The organism is Pseudomonas sp. TE3552, assembly GCF_056278945.1.
Genome location: NZ_JBWBQJ010000001.1, coordinates 4337211 through 4356750, shown reverse-complemented (window position 1 = coordinate 4356750; position 19540 = coordinate 4337211). Strand labels below are relative to the sequence as shown.

The window sequence follows — 19540 nt, the reverse complement described above, 5'->3', positions numbered from 1 at the left end:
CCACACAGAACCACTGAGGGAGCGGGCTTGCCCGCGATGACGCCGGTACAGGCACCTCAAACCTTGGTGGTGTACTCGCGATGCATCTGCCCCAGCAGCGCATCCTTGTCATTCCACAGCTGATTGATCCAACCCTGAAACTCGAGCCGATACACACCGTCCTGGTCGTAGTTTTTGCCGACGAACTGCGGTGGAATCTTCAGCTCTTGAAAGTGCACCACCACATCCTTCACGTTCCCACAGAGCAAATCCCAGTAACCCGGACGCCCGGCCGGATAGTGGATGGTCACGTTGACGATGGCTTCCAGCTGGTCGCCCATGGCATCCAGCACGAAGGCAATGCCACCTGCTTTCGGCTTGAGCAGGTAGCGGAACGGTGAGCTCTGCTGTATGTGCTTGCCTTCGGTGAAGCGCGTACCTTCGACGAAGTTGAAAATCCCCACCGGGTTGTTGCGGAACTTGTCGCAGGTCTTGCGGGTGGTTTCCAGGTCTTTGCCTTTCTTCTCTGGATGCTTTTCCAGATAGGCCTTGGAGTACCGCTTCATGAACGGAAAGCCCAGCGCCCACCACGCCAGACCGATCACCGGCACCCAGATCAGTTGCTGTTTGAGGAAGAACTTCAGCGGGCGGATTCGCCGGTTGAGCACGTACTGCAACACCATGATGTCTACCCAGCTCTGGTGGTTGCTGGTGATCAGGTACGAGTGCTGATAGTCCAGGCCTTCCAGCCCGCTGAGCTGCCAGCGCGTATGCCCGAGCAGGTCCATCCAGGCTTTGTTGTTGCTGATCCAGGTTTCGTGGATGTGGCCCATCAGCCAGTCGGTGAAACGCTGGGCGATGGGGAAGGGCAGCAGCAGTTTGAAAATTGCCACCACGAACAGCGGCGTGCAGCAGGCAATCGTATTCAGCGCCAACAGCAGCGAGGCGATTACGCCGCGCACGGGTGCAGGTAGAAAATCCAGCATTTAAACATCCATAGGTCGGTTGGCAGCTTGAATCGCGGTCAATGCGATGGTGTAGACGATGTCGTCGACTTGCGCGCCGCGCGGCAGATCGTTCACCGGTTTGCGCAGGCCTTGCAGCATCGGCCCGAGGCTGACGCAGTCGGCGCTGCGCTGCACGGCTTTGTGGGTGGTGTTGCCGGTGTTCAGGTCGGGGAACACGAACACCGTGGCACGACCGGCCACCTGACTGTTCGGCGCCAGTTGCCGGGCCACGGTTTCGTTGGCGGCGGCGTCGTACTGCAACGGGCCGTCGATCAACAATGAGTTTTGTTGTTCGTGGGCGAGCAACGTCGCTTCGCGAACCTTCTCGACTTCTTCGCCACTGGCCGACTCACCGCTGGAATAGCTGATCATCGCCACACGCGGCGTGATGCCAAACGCCGCGGCCGAATCGGCGCTTTGCAAGGCAATCTCGGCCAGTTCGCTGGCGCTCGGGTGCGGGTTCATCACACAGTCGCCGTAAACCAGCACTTCTTCGGGAAACAGCATGAAAAACACCGACGACACCAGGGTGCAGCCCGGCGCGGTCTTGATCAGTTGCAGGGCCGGGCGGATGGTATTGGCGGTGGAGTGAATGACCCCGGACACCAGCCCGTCGACTTCATCCAGCGCCAGCATCATGGTGCCGATCACCACGGTGTCTTCCAGTTGTTGCTCGGCCATCGGCGCGTTGAGGCTTTTAGTCTTGCGCAGGGCGACCATCGGCTCGACATAGCGCTCGCGGATCAGGTCCGGGTCGAGGATTTCCAGCCCCGGCGGCAACTCGATGCCTTGGGCGCGGGCGACCGCTTCGACGTCCGCCGGTTTGGCCAGCAACACGCAACGGGCAATGCCGCGCGCCTGGCAGATCGCCGCGGCCTGCACGGTCAACGGCTCGCTGCCTTCGGGCAACACGATGCGCTTGTTGGCAATCTGGGCGCGCTGGATCAGTTGATAGCGGAACACCGCGGGCGACAGGCGCATTTCCCGTGGCGTGCCGCAGCGCTGGTGCAGCCAGTTGGCATCGAGGTGGCTGGCGACGAAATCGGTGATGATTTCCGCACGTTCGCGGTCATCGATCGGGATTTCCTTGTTCAAACCGTTCAACTGGTTGGCGGTGTCGTAGGAGCCGGTACTGACCGACAACACCGGCAAGCCGGCCTGCAAGGCGCCACGGCACAGATCCATGATGCGTGGATCGGGCAGGGTGTCGCTGGTCAGCAACAGGCCGGCCAGGGGCACGCCGTTCATCGCTGCGAGGCTGACGGCGAGGATGATGTCGTCGCGATCGCCTGGGGTCACCACCAGCACGCCGGGTTTGAGCAGCTCCACGGTGTTGCGCACGGTACGGGCGCAGATGATGATTTTGGTCATGCGCCGGTTTTCGTAGTCACCGGCGTTGAGCACCTGGGCGCCCATCAGGTCGGCCACGTCTCGGGTGCGTGGCGCGTTCAGTTCGGGCTGGAACGGGATGCAGCCAAGCAGGCGGAAGTCGCCACTGCGCAGCAACGGCGAATGTTCCTTCAGGCGCGAGGCAAAGGCTTCCATGCTTTCGTCGGTCTTGACCTTGTTGAGGATCACGCCGAGGACTTTCGGGTCTTTCGGCCCGCCGAACAATTGCGCCTGCAATTCCACTCGGCCGGACAACTCGGTCAGCACTTCGTTTTCCGGCGCCGAGACCAGAATCACATCAGCATCGAGGCTCTTGGCCAAGTGCAGGTTGACCCGCGCGGCGTAGCTGGCGCTGCGGGTCGGGACCATGCCTTCGACAATCAGCACGTCCTTGCCGACAGCGGCTTGCTGATAAAGGGTGATGATTTCTTCGAGCAATTCGTCCAGCTGGCCGTCGCCGAGCATCCGCTCGACGTGGGCCAGGCCCAACGGCTGAGGCGGTTTCAAGCCGTGGGTACGGGCCACCAGTTCGGTGGAGCGCTCAGGTCCGGTGTCGCCCGGGTGCGGCTGGGCTATCGGTTTGAAAAAGCCGACTTTGAGGCCGGCCCGTTCAAGCGTACGCACCAGCCCGAGGCTGATGGAGGTCAGACCCACACCAAAATCGGTGGGTGCGATAAAAAAAGTTTGCATGCGGATTCTCTAGAGTTGCATGGCAATGGTGACGGCCTATGGCTGGTCGTCTACCGATATTCAGTCGTCAAGGTTATCGCTAACCGAGCCTTGAGCGCACCAACCACAATCAAAGGGTTGGCCTATTTTTTCCTGACGTAGCACAGGGTCCATCACCCAGGCCCGGGATTGCCACGGCGGCTGATGTCGCAGGTGTTGAGTATGGCCGCAGGAAAGCTCGGCCACCCAGTGTCCGTCTTCATCCTGATGGAAGCCTGTGACCGTCGAGCCTTTTGCCGCACCCCGTCTGTCAGGGTTGTGTTCGCTTTCGGGCGATTGCTTCGCTAAACTTGGACATTCATCTTTCTTATGCAAAAGGTCTCGCCCCATGCTGATCGCCGCCAATAAGGCTGTCTCCATCGACTATACCCTGACCAACGACGCTGGTGAGGTCATCGACAGTTCCGCCGGCGGCGCGCCGCTGGTCTACCTGCAAGGCGCAGGTAACATCATCCCGGGCCTGGAAAAGGCACTGGAAGGCAAAGCAGTCGGTGACGACCTGAAAGTCACCGTAGAACCTGAAGATGCCTACGGCGAATACTCCGCCGAACTGGTCAGCACTTTGAGCCGCAGCATGTTCGAAGGCGTTGATGAGCTGGAAGTGGGCATGCAGTTCCACGCTTCCGCTCCGGATGGCCAGATGCAGATCGTCACCATCCGCGATCTGGACGGCGACGATGTCACCGTCGACGGCAACCACCCGTTGGCCGGTCAGCGCCTGACTTTCCAGGTCAAGATCGTCGACATCCGTGATGCCAGCCAGGAAGAAATCGCTCATGGTCACGTCCATGGCGAAGGTGGCCATCACCACTGATTTTCTGCGCTAAGCTTTCGAGAACTGGAGAGGCGCCCGAGGGGCGCCTTTTTTAGTCCGCGGCTGTCCCTGGTGGCACCGCCAAGTGGCTGTTTCGAGAAGAACACAGGAATTTGGAGTTCGTCATGAGTGCTTTTCACGACCTTAAACTGACAGCCCTGGATGGTCAGGAGCTACCTTTGGCGCCCTTCAAGGGGCAAGTCGTGCTGGTGGTCAACGTCGCCTCCAAATGTGGCTTGACCCCACAGTACGCAGCGCTGGAAAACCTCTACCAGCAATTCAAGGGCCGGGGTTTCAGCGTGCTGGGCTTGCCGTGCAACCAGTTTGCCGGGCAGGAACCGGGTACCGAGCAAGAGATCCAGGCGTTTTGCAGCCTCAACTATGGCGTGACCTTTCCGTTGTCCAGCAAGCTGGAAGTCAACGGTCATGATCGTCATCAGTTGTACAAACTGTTGGCGGGCGAGGGAGCGGAATTTCCCGGCGACATCACCTGGAACTTCGAAAAATTCCTGTTGGGCAAGGACGGTCGTGTGCTGGCGCGGTTCTCTCCACGCACGGCGCCGGATGATCCTTCTGTTGTCCAGGCCATCGAAAAAGCGTTGAGCTGACATCCCTCCTGTAGGAGCGGGCACCGCTCGCTCCTACAATGCTTTGTGTCTTTTAATCCTTAATCACCCAAATCAATAGTGCTGTTCAATGCTTGGCACTCTCCATATTATCGCCGTCATAAAGACTATGTCCCGTGGAGCGTCCCATGCCCGTCAAAGCCCTGTTCAAGCCTTTTCACCTTGGCGCTCTCGAGTTGCCGACCCGCGTTGTCATGGCGCCGATGACTCGTTCTTTTTCGCCGGGCGGCGTGCCCAATTCCAAAGTGATCGAGTACTACCGTCGTCGCGCCGCTGCCGGGGTTGGCCTGATCATCACCGAAGGCACCACCGTCGGTCACAAGGCCTCCAACGGCTATCCGAACGTGCCGCACTTCTACGGTGAAGCGGCATTGGCCGGCTGGAAGAAAGTCGTCGATGCGGTGCATGCCGAAGGCGGCAAGATCGTTCCGCAGCTATGGCATGTGGGCAGCGTGCGGCGCATCGGCACCGAGCCGGATGCCAGCGTGCCGGGCTACGGTCCGTCGGAAAAACTGAAGGACGGCCAGGTCGTGGTTCATGGCATGACCCAACAAGATATCCAGGACGTAATTGGCGCATTTGCCCAAGCGGCCAAAGACGCCCAGAGCATCGGCATGGACGGCGTGGAAATCCACGGCGCCCACGGTTATCTGGTGGACCAGTTTTTCTGGGAAGGCAGCAACCAGCGTACTGACGAGTACGGTGGCAGCCTGGCCAACCGGTCGCGTTTCGCCATTGAATTGATTCAGGCGGTGCGTGCGGCGGTCGGTGAGGGTTTCCCGATCATCTTCCGTTTCTCCCAGTGGAAGCAGCAGGATTACACCGCCCGTCTGGTGCAGACGCCGCAGGCATTGGGCGAATTCCTCAAACCGTTGTCCGACGCCGGCGTGGATATTTTCCACTGCTCGACACGGCGCTTCTGGGAACCGGAGTTCGACGGTTGCGAACTGAACCTTGCCGGCTGGACCCGCAAGCTCACCGGCAAGCCGACCATCACCGTCGGCAGCGTCGGTCTGGACGGCGAGTTTCTGCAGTTCATGGTCAACACCGACAAAATCGCGCAGCCGGCCAGCCTGGAAAAACTGCTGGAACGTTTGAATAACGATGAGTTCGATTTGGTGGCCGTGGGGCGTGCGTTGCTGGTGGACCCGGACTGGGCGCAGAAAGTGCGTGACGGTCGGGAGCAGGACATCCTGCCGTTTAGCCGTGATGCGCTGATGACGCTGGTTTAATGTGGCGAGGGGGCTGGCCCCCGTTGGGCCGCGAAGCAGCCCTGAAACCTGAAAATATGTTTCATCAGGCATATGGCGTGCGCTGGGTTTACGACTGCTTCGCAGCCGAACGGGGCGATGCGGCGTTCCGACAAGCCCCCTCGCCACGAGGATCGTGACAAGCCCCCCGCAACTGCCCCTCGAACTGCTCGATAATCGCCGCCCAACCCTGACGGCTCGCATGCTGGCGCGCATTAAGGCGCACACAGCGCAAAGTTTCGCGCTCCTCCAGCAGCCAACATGCCGCATCGCAAAATGCCTGTTCATCCCCAGGCATTGCCAGCACGCCGTTGTAGCCGTGGCGAATGTGCTGAGCCGCCGCAGCCTGATCGTACGCCACCACCCCCAGCCCCGAGGCTAATGCTTCAAGCACCACATTGCCGAAGGTTTCGGTCAGGCTCGGAAACAGAAACACATCCCCCGACGCATAGTGACTGGCCAAGGCTTCACCGCGTTGTGAGCCGCAGAAAATCGCCTCGGGCAGTTCTTTCTCCAGAATCGATCTTTGCGGACCGTCACCGACCACAATCAATTTCATGTTTCGCTGTGGATAAGTCTTTTTCAGCGTGTCGAAGCAGCGCTTGAGCAAGCCAAGATTCTTCTCCGGGGCCAGGCGTCCTACGTGGATGAAGGCAATGTCATCCTCGGCCAATCCCCATTGCTCGCGCAGCGGTTTCAGCCGTTTGGCTGGATGAAACAACTGACTGTCGACGCCTCGAGAGAGCAATGCCAGGCGCTCGAAACTGCGGCGCTCCAGTTCCAGTCGCTGGCTCGTGCTGGGTACCAGGGTCAGGGTCGAGCGATTGTGAAACCAGCGCAGGTAGTGGGTCAGCATGCGCGTCAGCAAGCCGAGGCCGTACTGGCTGGAGTACTGTTGAAAATTGGTATGAAAGCCACTGACCACCGAAATCCCCAAACGCCGCGCCGCGCGCAACGCCGACAAGCCCAGCGGCCCTTCGGTGGCGATGTACAACACATCCGGGCGATGGCGCTTCCAGCGCCGCAACAGCTTGTGCATCGACGACTGACCCCATTGCAGGCCGGGATAACCCGGCAGCGGCCAACCCCGGCACAGCAGCAACTCATCGTTGCTGCCCATGAGCAGGTCGCCGCCCTGACGTGGCCGCACCAACTCGACCTGATGCCCGCGCGCGCGCAAACCGTCGAACAAGCGGCCAAGGGTATTGGCCACGCCGTTGATTTCCGGTGGGAAGGTTTCGGTGATCAGGGTGATATGCAGAGCTGTCGTCATGACCTCAGTGTCGGCTGAGGCCATGTCGTCATTGTGACGGTGGGATGATGGATTTGTGACTCGATCAGCGGCGCTCTGCCACCAGATTCTCCGCACCACGCTCACGCACCCAGAACAGCGTCGCACCGGCCACGGCCGCCGGCATCATCAGGATGTTGACCACTGGAATCAGTAGCGACAGGTAAACGATCCCGCCAAAACTCATACTCTGCCAGCGCTTCTTCCGCAGCCAGGCGAGCATCTCGTTCCAGCCCAGTTTATGGTTATCCGCCGGGTAGTCGATGTACTGGATCGCCATCATCCACACCCCGAACAGCAACCACAGCGGCGCGGCGATGATGTTGACCACCGGGATGAACGACAGGATGAACAGCCCGATGGCCCTTGGCAGGAAGTAGCCGAGCTTGCGCATTTCCCGGGCCAGGGTACGGGGGATCATGGCGATCAGTTCGCCCCAGCTGAAGGTCGGGAAGTCGTCGGTGCCGCGCACCACCACCTCAACTTTCTCCGCGAGGAAGCCATTGAATGGCGCGGCGATGACGTTGGCCAGCATCGTGAAGGTGAAGAACACCATCAGCACTACCAGCGCGACGAAAATCGGCCACAGGATGTAACTGAGAAAACTCAGCCAATCGGGCAGGGACGGCATCAGCGTATCGACCCACAGGCTGAACTGATGGCCAGCCAGATAGATCAATCCGACGAACAGCACCAGGTTGATCGCCAGCGGCAACAACACAAACAAGCGCAGGCTTGGGCTCAAGACCAGTTTGAGGCCTTCACGCAGGTATTGCGGGCCGGACAGAACAGGGGCGGGCATAAGGAGCTCCAGCAAAGGGGAAACGCGCCGACCTTACCGGCTTTGCCATAGAGGCGAAAGCGCGGCGTGGGCATCGACATTAACTGTAACAAAGGCGTCTATACGTCCACTGCAACGGAATAGAGACCGCCTATGAGCTGGATTGTTAAACCGTATTTCCTTAATCTTCGCCCCCTCGATACGCTGCACCCATTCTTTTACAGGACTGTCGAGCCCAAGCCTTCCCCAAGTGCTTTCAACGGTCCTTTTTTATTCCCGCCGGCAATCCGGCGTTCCGCGCCCTGTGTTTCGGGCCGGTCAACAGGAGCAGGTCATGTCTGAAGTTCGTCATTCGCGAGTGATTATTCTCGGTTCCGGCCCTGCCGGTTACAGCGCCGCGGTCTATGCTGCCCGTGCCAACCTCAAGCCGCTGCTGATCACCGGCATGCAGGCCGGCGGTCAACTGACCACCACCACCGAAGTCGACAACTGGCCGGGCGACGTCCACGGCCTGACTGGCCCGGCGCTGATGGAACGCATGAAAGAGCACGCCGAGCGCTTTGAAACCGAGATCGTGTTCGATCACATCAATGCCGTGGACTTCGCTGCCAAGCCGTACACCCTGATTGGCGACAGCGCGACTTACACCTGCGATGCGCTGATCATCGCTACCGGTGCCAGCGCTCGTTACCTGGGCCTGCCGTCGGAAGAAACGTTCATGGGCAAAGGCGTTTCGGCCTGCGCGACCTGTGACGGTTTCTTCTATCGCAACAAGCCAGTGGCTGTGGTCGGTGGCGGTAACACCGCTGTCGAAGAAGCGCTGTACCTGGCCAACATCGCAAGCACTGTGACTCTGATTCACCGTCGCGAAACTTTCCGCGCCGAGAAGATCCTGATCGACAAGCTGAATGCGCGGGTTGCCGAAGGCAAGATCATCCTCAAGCTGAATTCGACCCTGGACGAAGTGCTGGGCGACAACATGGGCGTGACCGGTGCTCGCCTGAAGAACAACGACGGCAGCTTCGACGAGCTGAAAGTCGACGGCGTGTTCATCGCCATCGGCCACACCCCGAACACGTCGTTGTTCGAAGGTCAGCTGACGTTGAAAGACGGCTACCTGGTTGTGCAGGGCGGCCGTGACGGCAACGCAACTGCCACCAGCGTCGAAGGTATCTTCGCCGCCGGTGACGTGGCTGACCACGTTTACCGTCAAGCCATCACCTCGGCCGGCGCCGGTTGCATGGCGGCACTGGACACCGAGCGTTACCTCGACGGCCTGCAGAACGCTTCGTTCTGATTCCGTAGAAAGCAAAAAACCGGCTTCGGCCGGTTTTTTTTGTCCACGAACAATGCGATCAACCTGGTGGGAGCAAGCCCCTCGCCACAGGCTCGCACACACGGTGCGCGTCGACTTAAATGTTCAAGTTAGTTTCTGCAGGCACGCCTCAAGAATATCCAGCCCTTCCTCCAGCACGGCCGCCTCGGTAGTCAGCGGCGCCAGCAGGCGGATAATGTGCCGCGATTTGCCGCTCGGCATCAGTAGCAAGCCGGCGTCTCGGGCCAGCGCCAGCAGCTGCGTCAGTTGCGCCGAGGCCGGTGTGCCATCGGGGTTGATCAACTCGATGCCGCGCATCGCACCGACGCCGGTCAAGCGGCCCAGGTACGGTGACAGTTCGCGGGATCGCCAGGATTGGTAACGGCTGACAATCGCTTCTTCCTGTTGCGCGCCCCATGCTTGCAGGTGTGCGTCACTCATTTCGTCCAGGGTCGCCAACGCGGCGGCGCAAGCGATGGGATTGCCCGAGTAGGTGCCGCCTAATCCGCCCTTGGGCAAGTTGTCGAGCAGCGACTTGCGCCCGACCACCGCACCCAGCGGCACGCCGCCGGCAATGCTTTTGCCCAGCAGGATCAGGTCCGGCTCAATGCCCAGTCGCGTGAACGCAAAGCGTTGGCCGGTGCGGCCGAAGCCGGACTGGATTTCATCGACGATCAACAGGATGCCGTTGTCATCACAGAAACGCCGCAGCGCCTGGGCGAATTCCACGTCCATCGCCAGGAAGCCGCCTTCGCCCTGCACCGGTTCGACGATAAAACAGGCCACGTCATTGACGTCGATCTCGACGCTGAACAACCGCTCCATGGCCTTCAAGGCCTCGGCGCAGGTCACGTCATTGTCTTTGCTGGGGAAGGGCAGGTGGTACACCGGCCCCGGCAGCACACCGACTTTCTGCTTGTAGGGGGCGACCTTGCCGTTGAGGTTGAGGGTGGCCAGTGTGCGGCCGTGGAAGGCGCCGTCAAAGGCAATGATCGCCGTGCGTCCGGTGGCGCCGCGGACTATTTTCAGGGCGTTTTCCGCCGCTTCCGCGCCGCTATTGGTGAGCATGCCGCTGACCGGGTAATCCACTGGAATAAACGCAGCCAGGCGATCCATGAGTTCGATGTAGGGCACATGAGGAGCTGCGTTGAACGCATAGTGGGTCAGGCGGGTGGCTTGGTCGCGAATGGCCTCGACGATGCGCGGGTGGCAATGGCCGAGGTTGAGCACGCCAATGCCGCCGACAAAGTCGATGTAGCGTTTGCCATCGGTGTCCCAGACCTCGGCGTTTTTGCCGTGGCTGAGGCTGATGGGGTGAACGATGGAGATCGACTGGCTGATGGATTCGCTGCGCATGGATGGCTGACTCTGAAGAAGGGATACTTCTTTTTATCTAAGCCGTGAGCAGAGGTGCCCGGCAAACGAAATAAAGTTGCCGGGTCAATATTAAAAGTCGGGATGTGCCCTGATACCGATCGATGGCGACGCATAATCTGTGGTGTTGGGTCGCGAAGCGACCCTGCTTATCTTAATAAAGAAGGGGACCGCTGCGCAGTCCAGCGGGAGCAAGCGCCCTCGCCACAGGTCCAGTGTCACTCATGACGTGTTTTGCGGGCTTCAGTCAGCGGCGAGTCAGCGGCTGCTGAGCGAACTTCACACCCGCCAAGCCATGGGCAATCAACGCCCGGATATTGCCATGGTCACTGCCTTCCGGCGTCGCAACCACCGAACGGTAATGCTCGCCGAACGCCAACAGCGCTTCTTCATCGCTCAGACCTTCCAGCAGCGCCAGGCCCAGGGTCTTGCACGAACCTTCGTTCTGCCCGGCGGCATTTTCCACGCCACCGTTATTGAAGGCCTGGGGCTGATAGTCGTAACCGGCGGCGATAAATGCCAGGGTATCGGCGAAGGCATGTTCGCCGCTCTTGAGGCTGGCGCGCAGGGTGTTCAGATCACTCATTGGGTTTTCCTTTGGCGAACGCCGCTTGTTGGTCGGCGCTGGCTTCTTTCTGGTATTGGGCTTTCCACTCGGCGTACGGCATGCCGTAAACCACTTCGCGGGCTTCGTCGAGGCTGACCTCGATCTGGCGTTCGTCGGCGGCGGCCTTGTACCACTTGGACAGGCAGTTGCGGCAGAAACCCGAGAGGTTCATCAGGTCGATGTTCTGCACGTCCTTGCGGCTGTCCAGGTGGGCAACCAGCCGGCGAAAGGCGGCGGCTTCAAGTTCCAGGCGTTGTTGATCGTTCATGATGGGCTCTGTGCAATCAAATCGTGGCGCGGATGATAAAAGCCTGGCGAGCGTTGCGCCAGACGCGGTCAGCGGTTCGCGGCCAGGGTAATCGATACCGACTCGGCAAAGCGCAGGGCATGGGGCTTGTCGACTTCGACTTCGGCGTACAGCACCGACTCGTTGGCCATGACCAGATCCAGCAACTCTTGGGTCAGGCGCTCCAGCAGGGCAAAGCGATTGCCCTCCACGTGGGCGATGATCGCCTTGGTGATGGTGCGGTAATTCAATGCGTGATCGATATCGTTGTCACGCACTGCATCCTGGGCGGCGTACAGAATGGTCAGGTTGATCAGCACATCCTGTTTGTTGAGGATTTCGTCCTCGTTGATCCCGATGAAAGTTCGCAAACACAGGTCCTTGACCCGGATGCGTGCCATTCCTGGTTGAAGTTGTGGCATTGCTACTTGCTCCGTCCAATCAATTGCAGGAACTCCTGGCGGGTGTTGCTCGAATCGCGAAAGGCACCGAGCATCACCGAGGTGTTCATGGTCGAATTCTGTTTCTCGACGCCGCGCATCATCATGCACATGTGCTGGGCTTCGATGACCACCGCGACACCGGCGGCGTCGGTCACTTGCTGCACGGCTTCGGCGATTTGCCGGGTGAGGTTTTCCTGGATTTGCAGTCGGCGGGCGAACATATCCACAAGCCGTGCAATCTTCGACAGGCCCAGCACCCTGCCCGTCGGAATATAAGCCACATGGGCCTTGCCGATGAAGGGCAACATGTGATGTTCACACAGCGAGTACAACTCGATGTTGTCGACGATGATCATTTCATCGTTGTCTGAGGCAAACAGCGCGCCGTTGACGATCTCTTCGACACTTTGTTCGTAACCGTGACACAGGTAGCGCATCGCCTTGGCGGCGCGCACCGGGGTGTCTTGCAGCCCTTCGCGGTCGGGGTTTTCACCGAGGCCGATCAGGATTTCGCGATAGTTCTGGGGCAGGGATAACGTCATGGGACATCCTCGCGGGGGCGGCTTATTTGACGTGCCGTCCGCCGTTGACGGTCAGGGTCGTGCCGGTGACATAAGGGTTGTCGAGCAAATAACGCAGGCTCTGGTAGATCACTTCGCTGCCGGGCTCGATGCCCAGTGCCGATTTGGCCAGGACTTTGGCGCGGTACGCTGCGTCGTCGTCGGGATTGAACAGTAGCAGGGCTGGCGCGATACCGTTGACCTTGATGCCTGGCGCGTACTTGGCGGCAAAGGACAGGGTCAGGCTGTCGAGCCCGGCTTTGCTGGCGCAGTAGCCAATGTGCTTGCTGCTGCCCTTGCGGGTCACGTCATCGCTGATATGCACGATGTCGGCGGGATTTGAGCTCCATAGCAAATCGGCACAGTGCAGGTTGATCAGGTAGGGCGCGAGCATGTGCACGCTGAACATGCGGGTGAAGGCTGCGGCTTCGCTGCCCGGGGTTTCAGCCAGCCATTCGGAGGCGTTATGGACAATCGCCCGCAGGCTGTCGGTATGGTTCTTCAGTTCGTCGATGAACGCAAGGATTCCGGCCTCGCTGGAAAAATCCGCAAATACCGCGGTCGCCCCCAGGTTGCGCAGGGTTTGCACACCTGGGCGTTCGCTGCGGTAGCTGAAAATCACCGGATGGCCGTCTTCGAGCAAACGCTGTGCACAATGCAGGCCGACACGCTGGCCGGCACCGGTGATAAGGATTGGGGCTGCGGAAGAGGTCATGAACGGCTCACGTCGCGGTTAGAGCAAAACTATACCAGCGACGGGAGTTGTTCACCTATGTCCTGCAATGGCCTCGCGCCTAGAAAACTTATTGATTTTGGGTGGTGGGTGTTGCGGGCAACGGACGCGCAGATGGGGTGTTCAGCCAACCGGCCAGCAGCCGGGTCGACAGCGGAATGAAGAAGTAAACCATCAATGGCGTCAGGCACAGGGTGCTGACAAACACGCGGGTCAGCAAACCCGTTTCAGCCAGCAACGGCCCCAGGACAAAGTTGAATATCAGGGACACCGGGAAAAACGCCAGCCAGATGGCCACGGCCTGTTTCCAGCGTGGCGGGCGCTGGCCGACCGCACCGAACCAGCCATCGATGCCACTGACCCGATGTTCCGAAGGGTGGGCAAACAGATCACTGCCGCGTACCAGCCAGGCAGTGCGTGAAGCGGAATGCTCCCAGGCGTGCATTGTCTGCTCGTCGGCGAAGCGGAAGATAATCTGGAATTCGTCATCGTCGGGCGGTGGAGCGAGCACACCAGAGCCGAGGTAACCGGGGAAGTCGGTGGCCAGTTGTTCGCCTTCACGCAACCAGGCCATCAGGTCCTGATAACGCCCATCGGCAACGCGGCGCGCAACCATCAGTGTGACGGGTGAGGTAGACATTATGTATCTCCATAGGGCAAACGCGTCGCTCCGGATAAGAGCTTCGCCAGACACAGCGCCGGGGTGGTGGGCTGCGTCTTGGGACAAGCAAGGATTATTCCTGATTCTGTATGGGACGTCTGTTCCAATTTTGGCGGGAGCGTTAGAATGTGTCAAAATATTACATGGACGTAAATCCTGATGGCTGTGCTGACAGACCTTGCACCTGGCTTGCCCCCCATCACCTCCCTGATTCGAGAAGAACTGTTTCCGATTCGTGAGGTAGCGCGCCTGACGGGGGTTAACCCGGTCACGCTACGCGCATGGGAGCGGCGGTACGGTCTGATACAGCCGACGCGCACCGAAAGTGGGCACCGTTTGTATTCGATGACCGATATCGAGCGTATTCGCAGCATCCTTGGTTGGATAGAACGCGGTGTCGCGGTCAGCAAGGTCGGCAAGATACTGGCCAAGACCGAACCGCTCAAGGTGCTGGCGCAGGTCATTCCCAACGAACTCGTTCAAGCCGACTACGCCCAATGGCAGCTGCAGGTCAAGGCGGCGGTGAGTGCTTTCGACGAAGTTCAACTGGAGCACGTCTACGGTCAGATTTTTTCCAGTTACCCGCTGACGGTGGTATTTCAGGACATTCTGATTCCGGTCTGGAAGTTATTGCTACAACGCCATGAAGCGTTCGGTCAGATTAGCGAGTGGCTTTTTCTGGATGGTTTTCTACGATCTCGAGTGTTGCAACGCCTGTTGCTGGTACGTGTCATGCAACCGCGACGAGTGATTGTCTGCGCCCTGGCCGATCAATGTCGTGAGCTCGATGTGCTGGTCACGGCGCTGTATCTGAGCAGCGTCGATTCGGCTATTCAGTTGTTGGCTATCGGTCAGCCCTTCGACGAGTTGATCCTGGTTTGTGAGAAGGTCAAGCCCAAGGCACTGGTGCTGGTTTCCAATCATGCGCCGGCACCCGAGCTGTCACGGCGTTTGAATCGTCTGGCCATGAGCCTGGATTGTCAGGTGCTGCTGGCCGGGGATGCATCGGACCTGGCGCAGGAGAGCCTGGCCGGGTCGTCGGTCGGTTGCCTTGGGAACGAGGGATTATTGATGCGCCAGCGTCTGAAGCAGTTCCTGGCGGGAAACCTGGATACCTGAGAGCAGGCAGCCAGGTCGATCAGATATGCAATGCGGGATGGGTCAGGCGATGTTGCTGAAGGATGTACTGACGCAGTCGTTCGGTTTCGTCTTTGTCGCTCTGGCTCAACTCGTAGGCATAGAAACCTTGCTCGGTTTCACGCTCGAAGGTGCCGCGCAACGCAATCCGCTCATAGCCTGACGGGCTGAACCACAAAGCGAAGTGCTTGGGCGCCTTGGTCTTGTTGCGAACTTCCAGCAAAACCCCTTTGAACGATATTTCGTGCACCCACATCGTGCCGGGTTGCCCCTTGGCATTTTCCAGCGCCACGGGCTCTTCGAGCACCAGGCGCCATGGCCGGATCATCGGTCCGTCTTCATAGATGCTGGGGACGCCGAGGCGTAGATGCATTGCGTGAAATTCATCTTCCACCAGGTGCAGCGGGAAGGTCATTTGCTGATTTTCGAAATTGGCCTGGATGGTGACCTGCTCATGAGCCGCCAGGCGTGTGAGCAAGTCACGAATCTGCGAACCACCATTGACGAGCAGACTCGACGTCGCATCCCGCACATTGAGTTGCGGGTTGTGTTGCATGTTCTGGATAAAATCCAGCTCATCCTGCGTCAGGAGTGCGTCGCGCTGCATGATTTGCTCGAAAGGAATAATTACAAAGTCATCGGTGATTGTAGTAAATGACCACTAATTCGCAGATTGGTTTGAGCCGTTCGTCGTTTTGAATAGGGCCAGTTCTGCCTGTACTTCGGCCAGTTGCGCCTCCAGCTGCGCGACTCGCTGTTGCGCCTTGACCTGAGCCGTGACGTCTTTCTGCACCCCGACGAGATAGGTCTGCCCGTCGTGCGGGTTTTTTACCGTGCAAAGCGACAGTTCGTTCCAGAACGGGGTGAGTCCTTTGCATATCGATTGAGAGGCCGCATTCTAAAAGATCAATGAGGGCAGTGCTGTTAATATCCGGCTCTTTTACTCAGTTTCAGGATCAGATTGATGAAAGTCGCCATCCTTTCCGGCTCGGTGTACGGCACGGCCGAAGAAGTCGCTCGCCACGCTGCAAGCATTTTGAACGCTGCCGGCTTTGAAACCTGGCACAACCCGCGTGCGACACTCGCCGATGTTCAGGGCTTTGGCCCCGAAGCATTTCTGGCCGTGACATCGACCACCGGCATGGGCGAGTTGCCGGACAACCTGCAACCGCTGTATTCGGCGATTCGCGATCAATTGCCCGCCGCCTGGCGTGGTTTGCCAGGTGCCGTTATCGGACTGGGCGATTCGAGTTATGGCGACACCTTCTGCGGCGGCGGTGAGCAAATGCGTGAATTGTTCGGCGAGCTCGGCGTACGCGAAATCCTGCCGATGCTGCGCCTGGACGCCAGCGAAACCGTGACCCCGGAAACCGACGCCGAACCTTGGTTGGCGGACCTCGTCAGCGCTCTACGGGGCTGACAAGTTTGCGGGTGCTTTGACATGGATCCAGGATCATCGCCGCACTGACTCGTTTGGCCATCAAGCTGGCTGCCAATGCAACTACACGAAATCCGGGGGCTGACTAGACTGCTGTAACGTCAGTCAAACAAAAAAACAGAAAAATAAAAAACAGAGGTTCCTTGTCGTGAGCGTAGCCCCCGTCCAATCGCCACACAGTGTCCAGGATAAAGTCAGTGCCGCCGAGTGGCAGACCCGGGTCGACCTGGCGGCCTGTTATCGTCTGGTCGCCCTGCATGGCTGGGACGATCTGATCTTCACGCACATTTCGGCCAAGGTGCCGGGCACTGAAGACTTTCTGATCAACCCGTTCGGGCTGATGTTCCATGAAATTACCGCGTCGAGCCTGGTCAAGGTCGATCTGGCCGGCAACAAGTTGATGGAAAGCCCCTACGAGATCAACCCGGCGGGTTACACCATCCATAGCGCCGTGCATGAAGTCCGTCATGACGTCGTCTGCGTACTGCACACCCACACGGCGGCGGGGGTGGCGGTCTCGGCGCAAAAGCAAGGCGTCTTGCCGATCAGTCAGCAGTCCTTGTTCGTTCTCTCCAGCCTGGCTTATCACGCCTATGAAGGTGTTGCGCTGAACCATGAAGAGAAGGCGCGACTGCAAGCCGACCTGGCTGAAAACAATTTTCTGATGTTGCACAACCACGGTCTGTTGACCTGTGGCGGCACCATCGCCGACACGTTCCTGATGATGTTCACCTTCCAGCGCGCTTGTGAGATTCAGGTGCTGGCGCAGAACGGAGGCGCGGAGCTGATTGCCATTGAACCGCAGATTCTGGCGGGCGCCAGAGCGATGATTGCCGGTGTCACCAAAAGTGCCCAAGGGATGGGTGGCGCGCTGGCCTGGCCGGCGCTGTTGCGCAAGCTCGATAAACAAGACACGAGTTATAAACTCTAAATGGCCCTCGCCGAGATTCCCCTGTGTGTCTGGCGCAAACGCAGCCAGACATTTGTATTCCGCAGTCAAACCATCAGCTATTGGACTGCGGGGCAGGGTGAGCCGCTGTTGCTGATCCATGGCTTTCCGACCGCCAGTTGGGACTGGCATTACCTGTGGCAGCCGCTTGCGCATCGCTATCGGGTGATTGCCTGCGACATGCTTGGCTTCGGCGATTCGGCCAAACCGGTGAATCACCACTACAGCCTGCTCGAACAGGCAGACCTGCAACAAGCGTTGCTGGTGCATCTGAACATCGAGCAACCGATGCATGTGTTGGCACACGATTACGGCGACAGCGTGGCCCAGGAACTGTTGGCCCGGCACTACGAGGCGCGCATCAATATCGCCAGTTGCGTGTTTCTCAATGGGGGCCTGTTTCCCGAAACCCATCGCCCGGTGTTGCTGCAAAAGCTCCTGCTCACCCCCATTGGCTGGATGATTGGGCGCGCCTTTAGCCGTGACGCCCTGGTGAAGAGTTTCAAGCAGATCTTCGGTCCGCAGACTCGCCCCAGCGAAAGTGAGCTGGATGATTTCTGGAGCCTGGTCGACAGCAATCATGGGCAACGGATCATGCACAAAGTGATCAGTTATATCCCGCAGCGGCGTGTCCAGCGTGAGCGTTGGGTCAGCGCCATGCAACGCGGCGAGGTGCCGCTGCGAGTCATCGATGGCGAGGTCGATCCGGTTTCCGGCGCGCACATGGTAGCGCGCTATCGGCAACTGATTCCTGACCCGGACACAGTCCTGCTGCCGGAGATTGGCCATTACCCGCAGATTGAAGCGCCGGCGCAGGTGCTCAAGCATTATCTGGAGTTTCGCGACAGGCTGGTTTCACCGTCGCGCAAGGTGGCCTGTTCCTGACTATCGCGTTGTCTTATCGCGCACCATTCAGCCGCCTCCGTGTTCATTGTGACCGGCAGCCCCGTGCCTGACACTCGCACATTGTTCCCTGGCCTGCTGGAGTTTCCCATGAATGAGTCTGTGCGCTTCGAAGATAAAGTGGTGATCGTCACCGGTGCGGGCGGCGGCTTGGGGCGGGCGCATGCATTGCTGTTCGCCAAACAGGGCGCCAAAGTGCTGGTCAATGATCTCGGCGGCTCGGCTCAAGGGGAAGGCGCCAATGCGTCGGCGGCCGATCGTGTGGTGACGGAGATTCGCGAAGCGGGCGGTATCGCCGAGGCCAACCACGACTCCGTCACTGACGGCGACAGAATCGTGCAACACGCCCTCGATGTGTTCGGCCGTGTCGACGTTGTGGTGAACAACGCAGGCATTCTGCGCGACAAGACCTTTCACAAAATGGACGACAGCGACTGGGATCTGGTTTACCGCGTCCATGTCGAAGGTGCCTACAAGGTTACCCGCGCCGCTTGGCCGCACCTGCGCGAGCAAAACTATGGCCGCGTGATCTTCACCGCGTCGACCTCGGGCATCTATGGCAACTTCGGCCAGTCCAACTACGGTATGGCCAAACTCGGCCTCTATGGGCTGACCCGCACACTGGCCATCGAAGGCCGCAAGAACAACATCCTGGTCAACGCCATCGCCCCGACCGGTGGCACCCGCATGACCGAAGGCCTGATCCCGCCGCAAGTGTTTGAACAACTCAAGCCGGAACTGGTCAGCCCGCTGGTGGTGTACTTGGCCAGTGAGCATTGCCAGGAAACTTCGGGGTTATTCGAAGTGGGTGGCGGCTGGATGGGCAAGGTACGTTGGGAGCGCAGCCTGGGTGCCGGGTTCGATCCACGGGTGGGGTTTTCGCCGGAAGATGTGGCGGCGCATTGGCAACAGATCTGCGATTTTGATGGCGCGGCGCATCCGAAAGACAACATCGAAGCGCTGAAGGAAATGATGGAGAACTTGCAGAAGTACTCCATCTGATTGCGCGACATCTGCCGGGCTTGCCTTGATGCCAGTCAGTTAACAGAGATCCGGAAGTTGAAGCACCGTTGTGGCGAGGGAGCTTGCTTGTGGCGAGGGAGCTTGCTCCCGTTGGACGGCGAAGCCGTCCCAAAAGCGACGAACCGAACGGGAGCAAGCTCCCTCGCCACAGGTACGATGTTCCTCTCTTAAAACTTTATCAGACTGGCCTTGGGGCTTGCCCTGAGTACTGCCATCACCCCCCCGATGATTCCCAGCCTGAAAAG

At 59.3% G+C, this 19540-nt stretch carries 22 protein-coding genes and 1 pseudogene; 9 read left to right on the top strand and 14 right to left on the bottom strand.

The features are described 5' to 3' along the window. Positions 1–56 precede the first annotated feature (56 nt). The 3 genes from ACZ9BB_RS19720 to ACZ9BB_RS19710 are packed head-to-tail and all read right to left on the bottom strand — an operon-like array spanning position 57 to position 3464. Positions 57–965, bottom strand: coding sequence for an acyltransferase (locus ACZ9BB_RS19720; RefSeq protein WP_476215532.1), 909 nt, complete (start codon positions 963–965; stop codon positions 57–59). Then, a complete protein-coding gene (pta, locus tag ACZ9BB_RS19715) occupies positions 966–3065 on the bottom strand; it encodes a phosphate acetyltransferase (RefSeq protein WP_476215530.1) in 2100 nt (699 codons plus the stop codon). Between the two features lie 60 nt (positions 3066–3125). Continuing rightward, entirely contained in the window at positions 3126–3464 is a 339-nt protein-coding gene (locus tag ACZ9BB_RS19710; RefSeq protein ID WP_476215529.1) for a DUF3565 domain-containing protein, read from the bottom strand. Between ACZ9BB_RS19710 and ACZ9BB_RS19705 the strand changes: the two genes are divergently transcribed. From ACZ9BB_RS19705 to ACZ9BB_RS19695, 3 genes are all read left to right on the top strand, one after another. Further along, on the top strand, positions 3433–3918 hold the full coding sequence (locus tag ACZ9BB_RS19705; protein WP_476215527.1) for an FKBP-type peptidyl-prolyl cis-trans isomerase: 486 nt from the start codon (positions 3433–3435) through the stop codon (positions 3916–3918). The two genes, ACZ9BB_RS19710 and ACZ9BB_RS19705, sit on opposite strands and share 32 nt — an antisense overlap. A gap of 125 nt (positions 3919–4043) precedes the next feature. Continuing rightward, positions 4044–4526, top strand: a complete 483-nt coding sequence (locus ACZ9BB_RS19700; protein ID WP_476215525.1) for a glutathione peroxidase — start codon at positions 4044–4046, stop codon at positions 4524–4526. 146 nt (positions 4527–4672) lie between these two features. Beyond that, positions 4673–5776 (top strand): NADH:flavin oxidoreductase, encoded by a 1104-nt coding sequence (locus ACZ9BB_RS19695; protein WP_476215523.1) that lies wholly within the window; start codon positions 4673–4675, stop codon positions 5774–5776. 88 nt (positions 5777–5864) lie between these two features. On the opposite strand, the gene ACZ9BB_RS19690 is transcribed toward ACZ9BB_RS19695, so the two are convergent. Together ACZ9BB_RS19690 and cysZ are read right to left on the bottom strand one after the other, a co-directional pair. After that, positions 5865–7091: a glycosyltransferase family 4 protein gene (locus tag ACZ9BB_RS19690; RefSeq protein WP_476215521.1), complete on the bottom strand. Its 1227-nt coding sequence runs from the start codon at positions 7089–7091 to the stop codon at positions 5865–5867. Positions 7092–7131: 40 nt separating this feature from the next. Then, positions 7132–7887 carry a sulfate transporter CysZ gene (gene cysZ / locus ACZ9BB_RS19685; protein WP_476215519.1) on the bottom strand — a complete coding sequence of 252 codons (756 nt, stop codon included), beginning with the start codon at positions 7885–7887 and terminating at the stop codon, positions 7132–7134. A 313-nt stretch (positions 7888–8200) separates the two neighbouring features. Here cysZ and trxB point away from each other — a divergent pair, with 313 nt between their 5' ends. After that, positions 8201–9163: a thioredoxin-disulfide reductase gene (gene trxB, locus ACZ9BB_RS19680; RefSeq protein WP_095055091.1), complete on the top strand. Its 963-nt coding sequence runs from the start codon at positions 8201–8203 to the stop codon at positions 9161–9163. A 123-nt stretch (positions 9164–9286) separates the two neighbouring features. Here trxB and ACZ9BB_RS19675 read toward each other — a convergent pair whose 3' ends face one another. The 7 genes from ACZ9BB_RS19675 to ACZ9BB_RS19645 form a co-directional block, all read right to left on the bottom strand. Beyond that, positions 9287–10537: a 2-aminoadipate transaminase gene (locus ACZ9BB_RS19675; RefSeq protein WP_476215516.1), complete on the bottom strand. Its 1251-nt coding sequence runs from the start codon at positions 10535–10537 to the stop codon at positions 9287–9289. A 265-nt stretch (positions 10538–10802) separates the two neighbouring features. Then, positions 10803–11141 (bottom strand): HopJ type III effector protein, encoded by a 339-nt coding sequence (locus ACZ9BB_RS19670; protein WP_222589812.1) that lies wholly within the window; start codon positions 11139–11141, stop codon positions 10803–10805. Beyond that, complete coding sequence (locus ACZ9BB_RS19665; protein ID WP_476215513.1) at positions 11134–11430, bottom strand: DUF1244 domain-containing protein; 297 nt, start codon at positions 11428–11430, stop codon at positions 11134–11136. Before ACZ9BB_RS19665 ends, ACZ9BB_RS19670 begins: the two co-directional genes overlap by 8 nt. A gap of 68 nt (positions 11431–11498) precedes the next feature. After that, entirely contained in the window at positions 11499–11870 is a 372-nt protein-coding gene (gene folX / locus ACZ9BB_RS19660) for a dihydroneopterin triphosphate 2'-epimerase (RefSeq protein WP_476215511.1), read from the bottom strand. A 2-nt stretch (positions 11871–11872) separates the two neighbouring features. Next, positions 11873–12433: a GTP cyclohydrolase I FolE gene (gene folE / locus ACZ9BB_RS19655; RefSeq protein WP_476215509.1), complete on the bottom strand. Its 561-nt coding sequence runs from the start codon at positions 12431–12433 to the stop codon at positions 11873–11875. 22 nt (positions 12434–12455) lie between these two features. Next, on the bottom strand, positions 12456–13166 hold the full coding sequence (folM, locus tag ACZ9BB_RS19650; RefSeq protein ID WP_476215507.1) for a dihydromonapterin reductase: 711 nt from the start codon (positions 13164–13166) through the stop codon (positions 12456–12458). Positions 13167–13254: 88 nt separating this feature from the next. After that, complete coding sequence (locus ACZ9BB_RS19645; protein WP_476215505.1) at positions 13255–13824, bottom strand: antibiotic biosynthesis monooxygenase; 570 nt, start codon at positions 13822–13824, stop codon at positions 13255–13257. A gap of 180 nt (positions 13825–14004) precedes the next feature. On the opposite strand from ACZ9BB_RS19645, the gene ACZ9BB_RS19640 reads away from it, so the two are divergent. Then, positions 14005–14964 (top strand): MerR family transcriptional regulator, encoded by a 960-nt coding sequence (locus tag ACZ9BB_RS19640; RefSeq protein WP_476215503.1) that lies wholly within the window; start codon positions 14005–14007, stop codon positions 14962–14964. 19 nt (positions 14965–14983) lie between these two features. Here ACZ9BB_RS19640 and ACZ9BB_RS19635 read toward each other — a convergent pair whose 3' ends face one another. Next, positions 14984–15589, bottom strand: coding sequence for a hypothetical protein (locus ACZ9BB_RS19635; protein WP_007901651.1), 606 nt, complete (start codon positions 15587–15589; stop codon positions 14984–14986). 54 nt (positions 15590–15643) lie between these two features. Further along, positions 15644–15847, bottom strand: a pseudogene (locus ACZ9BB_RS19630) (hypothetical protein); the annotation flags it as partial. A 99-nt stretch (positions 15848–15946) separates the two neighbouring features. On the opposite strand from ACZ9BB_RS19630, the gene ACZ9BB_RS19625 reads away from it, so the two are divergent. The 4 genes from ACZ9BB_RS19625 (at position 15947) to ACZ9BB_RS19610 (ending at position 19274) form a co-directional block, all read left to right on the top strand. Next, complete coding sequence (locus tag ACZ9BB_RS19625) at positions 15947–16402, top strand: flavodoxin (protein WP_476215501.1); 456 nt, start codon at positions 15947–15949, stop codon at positions 16400–16402. A 166-nt stretch (positions 16403–16568) separates the two neighbouring features. Continuing rightward, on the top strand, positions 16569–17351 hold the full coding sequence (locus ACZ9BB_RS19620; protein ID WP_476215499.1) for a class II aldolase/adducin family protein: 783 nt from the start codon (positions 16569–16571) through the stop codon (positions 17349–17351). Further along, positions 17352–18254, top strand: a complete 903-nt coding sequence (locus ACZ9BB_RS19615) for an alpha/beta fold hydrolase (RefSeq protein ID WP_476215497.1) — start codon at positions 17352–17354, stop codon at positions 18252–18254. 108 nt (positions 18255–18362) lie between these two features. After that, positions 18363–19274 (top strand): SDR family oxidoreductase, encoded by a 912-nt coding sequence (locus ACZ9BB_RS19610; protein WP_476215495.1) that lies wholly within the window; start codon positions 18363–18365, stop codon positions 19272–19274. The last annotated feature ends 266 nt before the right edge of the window (positions 19275–19540 follow it).

Coding starts and splice junctions, on each gene's coding strand:
- ACZ9BB_RS19720 (WP_476215532.1), bottom strand. CDS start 965: ATGCTGGATTTTCTACCTGCACCCGTGCGCGGCGTAATCGCCTCGCTG.
- pta (WP_476215530.1), bottom strand. CDS start 3,065: ATGCAAACTTTTTTTATCGCACCCACCGATTTTGGTGTGGGTCTGACC.
- ACZ9BB_RS19705 (WP_476215527.1), top strand. CDS start 3,433: ATGCTGATCGCCGCCAATAAGGCTGTCTCCATCGACTATACCCTGACC.
- ACZ9BB_RS19710 (WP_476215529.1), bottom strand. CDS start 3,464: ATGGAGACAGCCTTATTGGCGGCGATCAGCATGGGGCGAGACCTTTTG.
- ACZ9BB_RS19700 (WP_476215525.1), top strand. CDS start 4,044: ATGAGTGCTTTTCACGACCTTAAACTGACAGCCCTGGATGGTCAGGAG.
- ACZ9BB_RS19695 (WP_476215523.1), top strand. CDS start 4,673: ATGCCCGTCAAAGCCCTGTTCAAGCCTTTTCACCTTGGCGCTCTCGAG.
- ACZ9BB_RS19690 (WP_476215521.1), bottom strand. CDS start 7,091: ATGGCCTCAGCCGACACTGAGGTCATGACGACAGCTCTGCATATCACC.
- cysZ (WP_476215519.1), bottom strand. CDS start 7,887: ATGCCCGCCCCTGTTCTGTCCGGCCCGCAATACCTGCGTGAAGGCCTC.
- trxB (WP_095055091.1), top strand. CDS start 8,201: ATGTCTGAAGTTCGTCATTCGCGAGTGATTATTCTCGGTTCCGGCCCT.
- ACZ9BB_RS19675 (WP_476215516.1), bottom strand. CDS start 10,537: ATGCGCAGCGAATCCATCAGCCAGTCGATCTCCATCGTTCACCCCATC.
- ACZ9BB_RS19670 (WP_222589812.1), bottom strand. CDS start 11,141: ATGAGTGATCTGAACACCCTGCGCGCCAGCCTCAAGAGCGGCGAACAT.
- ACZ9BB_RS19665 (WP_476215513.1), bottom strand. CDS start 11,430: ATGAACGATCAACAACGCCTGGAACTTGAAGCCGCCGCCTTTCGCCGG.
- folX (WP_476215511.1), bottom strand. CDS start 11,870: ATGCCACAACTTCAACCAGGAATGGCACGCATCCGGGTCAAGGACCTG.
- folE (WP_476215509.1), bottom strand. CDS start 12,433: ATGACGTTATCCCTGCCCCAGAACTATCGCGAAATCCTGATCGGCCTC.
- folM (WP_476215507.1), bottom strand. CDS start 13,166: ATGACCTCTTCCGCAGCCCCAATCCTTATCACCGGTGCCGGCCAGCGT.
- ACZ9BB_RS19645 (WP_476215505.1), bottom strand. CDS start 13,824: ATGTCTACCTCACCCGTCACACTGATGGTTGCGCGCCGCGTTGCCGAT.
- ACZ9BB_RS19640 (WP_476215503.1), top strand. CDS start 14,005: ATGGCTGTGCTGACAGACCTTGCACCTGGCTTGCCCCCCATCACCTCC.
- ACZ9BB_RS19635 (WP_007901651.1), bottom strand. CDS start 15,589: ATGCAGCGCGACGCACTCCTGACGCAGGATGAGCTGGATTTTATCCAG.
- ACZ9BB_RS19625 (WP_476215501.1), top strand. CDS start 15,947: ATGAAAGTCGCCATCCTTTCCGGCTCGGTGTACGGCACGGCCGAAGAA.
- ACZ9BB_RS19615 (WP_476215497.1), top strand. CDS start 17,352: ATGGCCCTCGCCGAGATTCCCCTGTGTGTCTGGCGCAAACGCAGCCAG.
- ACZ9BB_RS19610 (WP_476215495.1), top strand. CDS start 18,363: ATGAATGAGTCTGTGCGCTTCGAAGATAAAGTGGTGATCGTCACCGGT.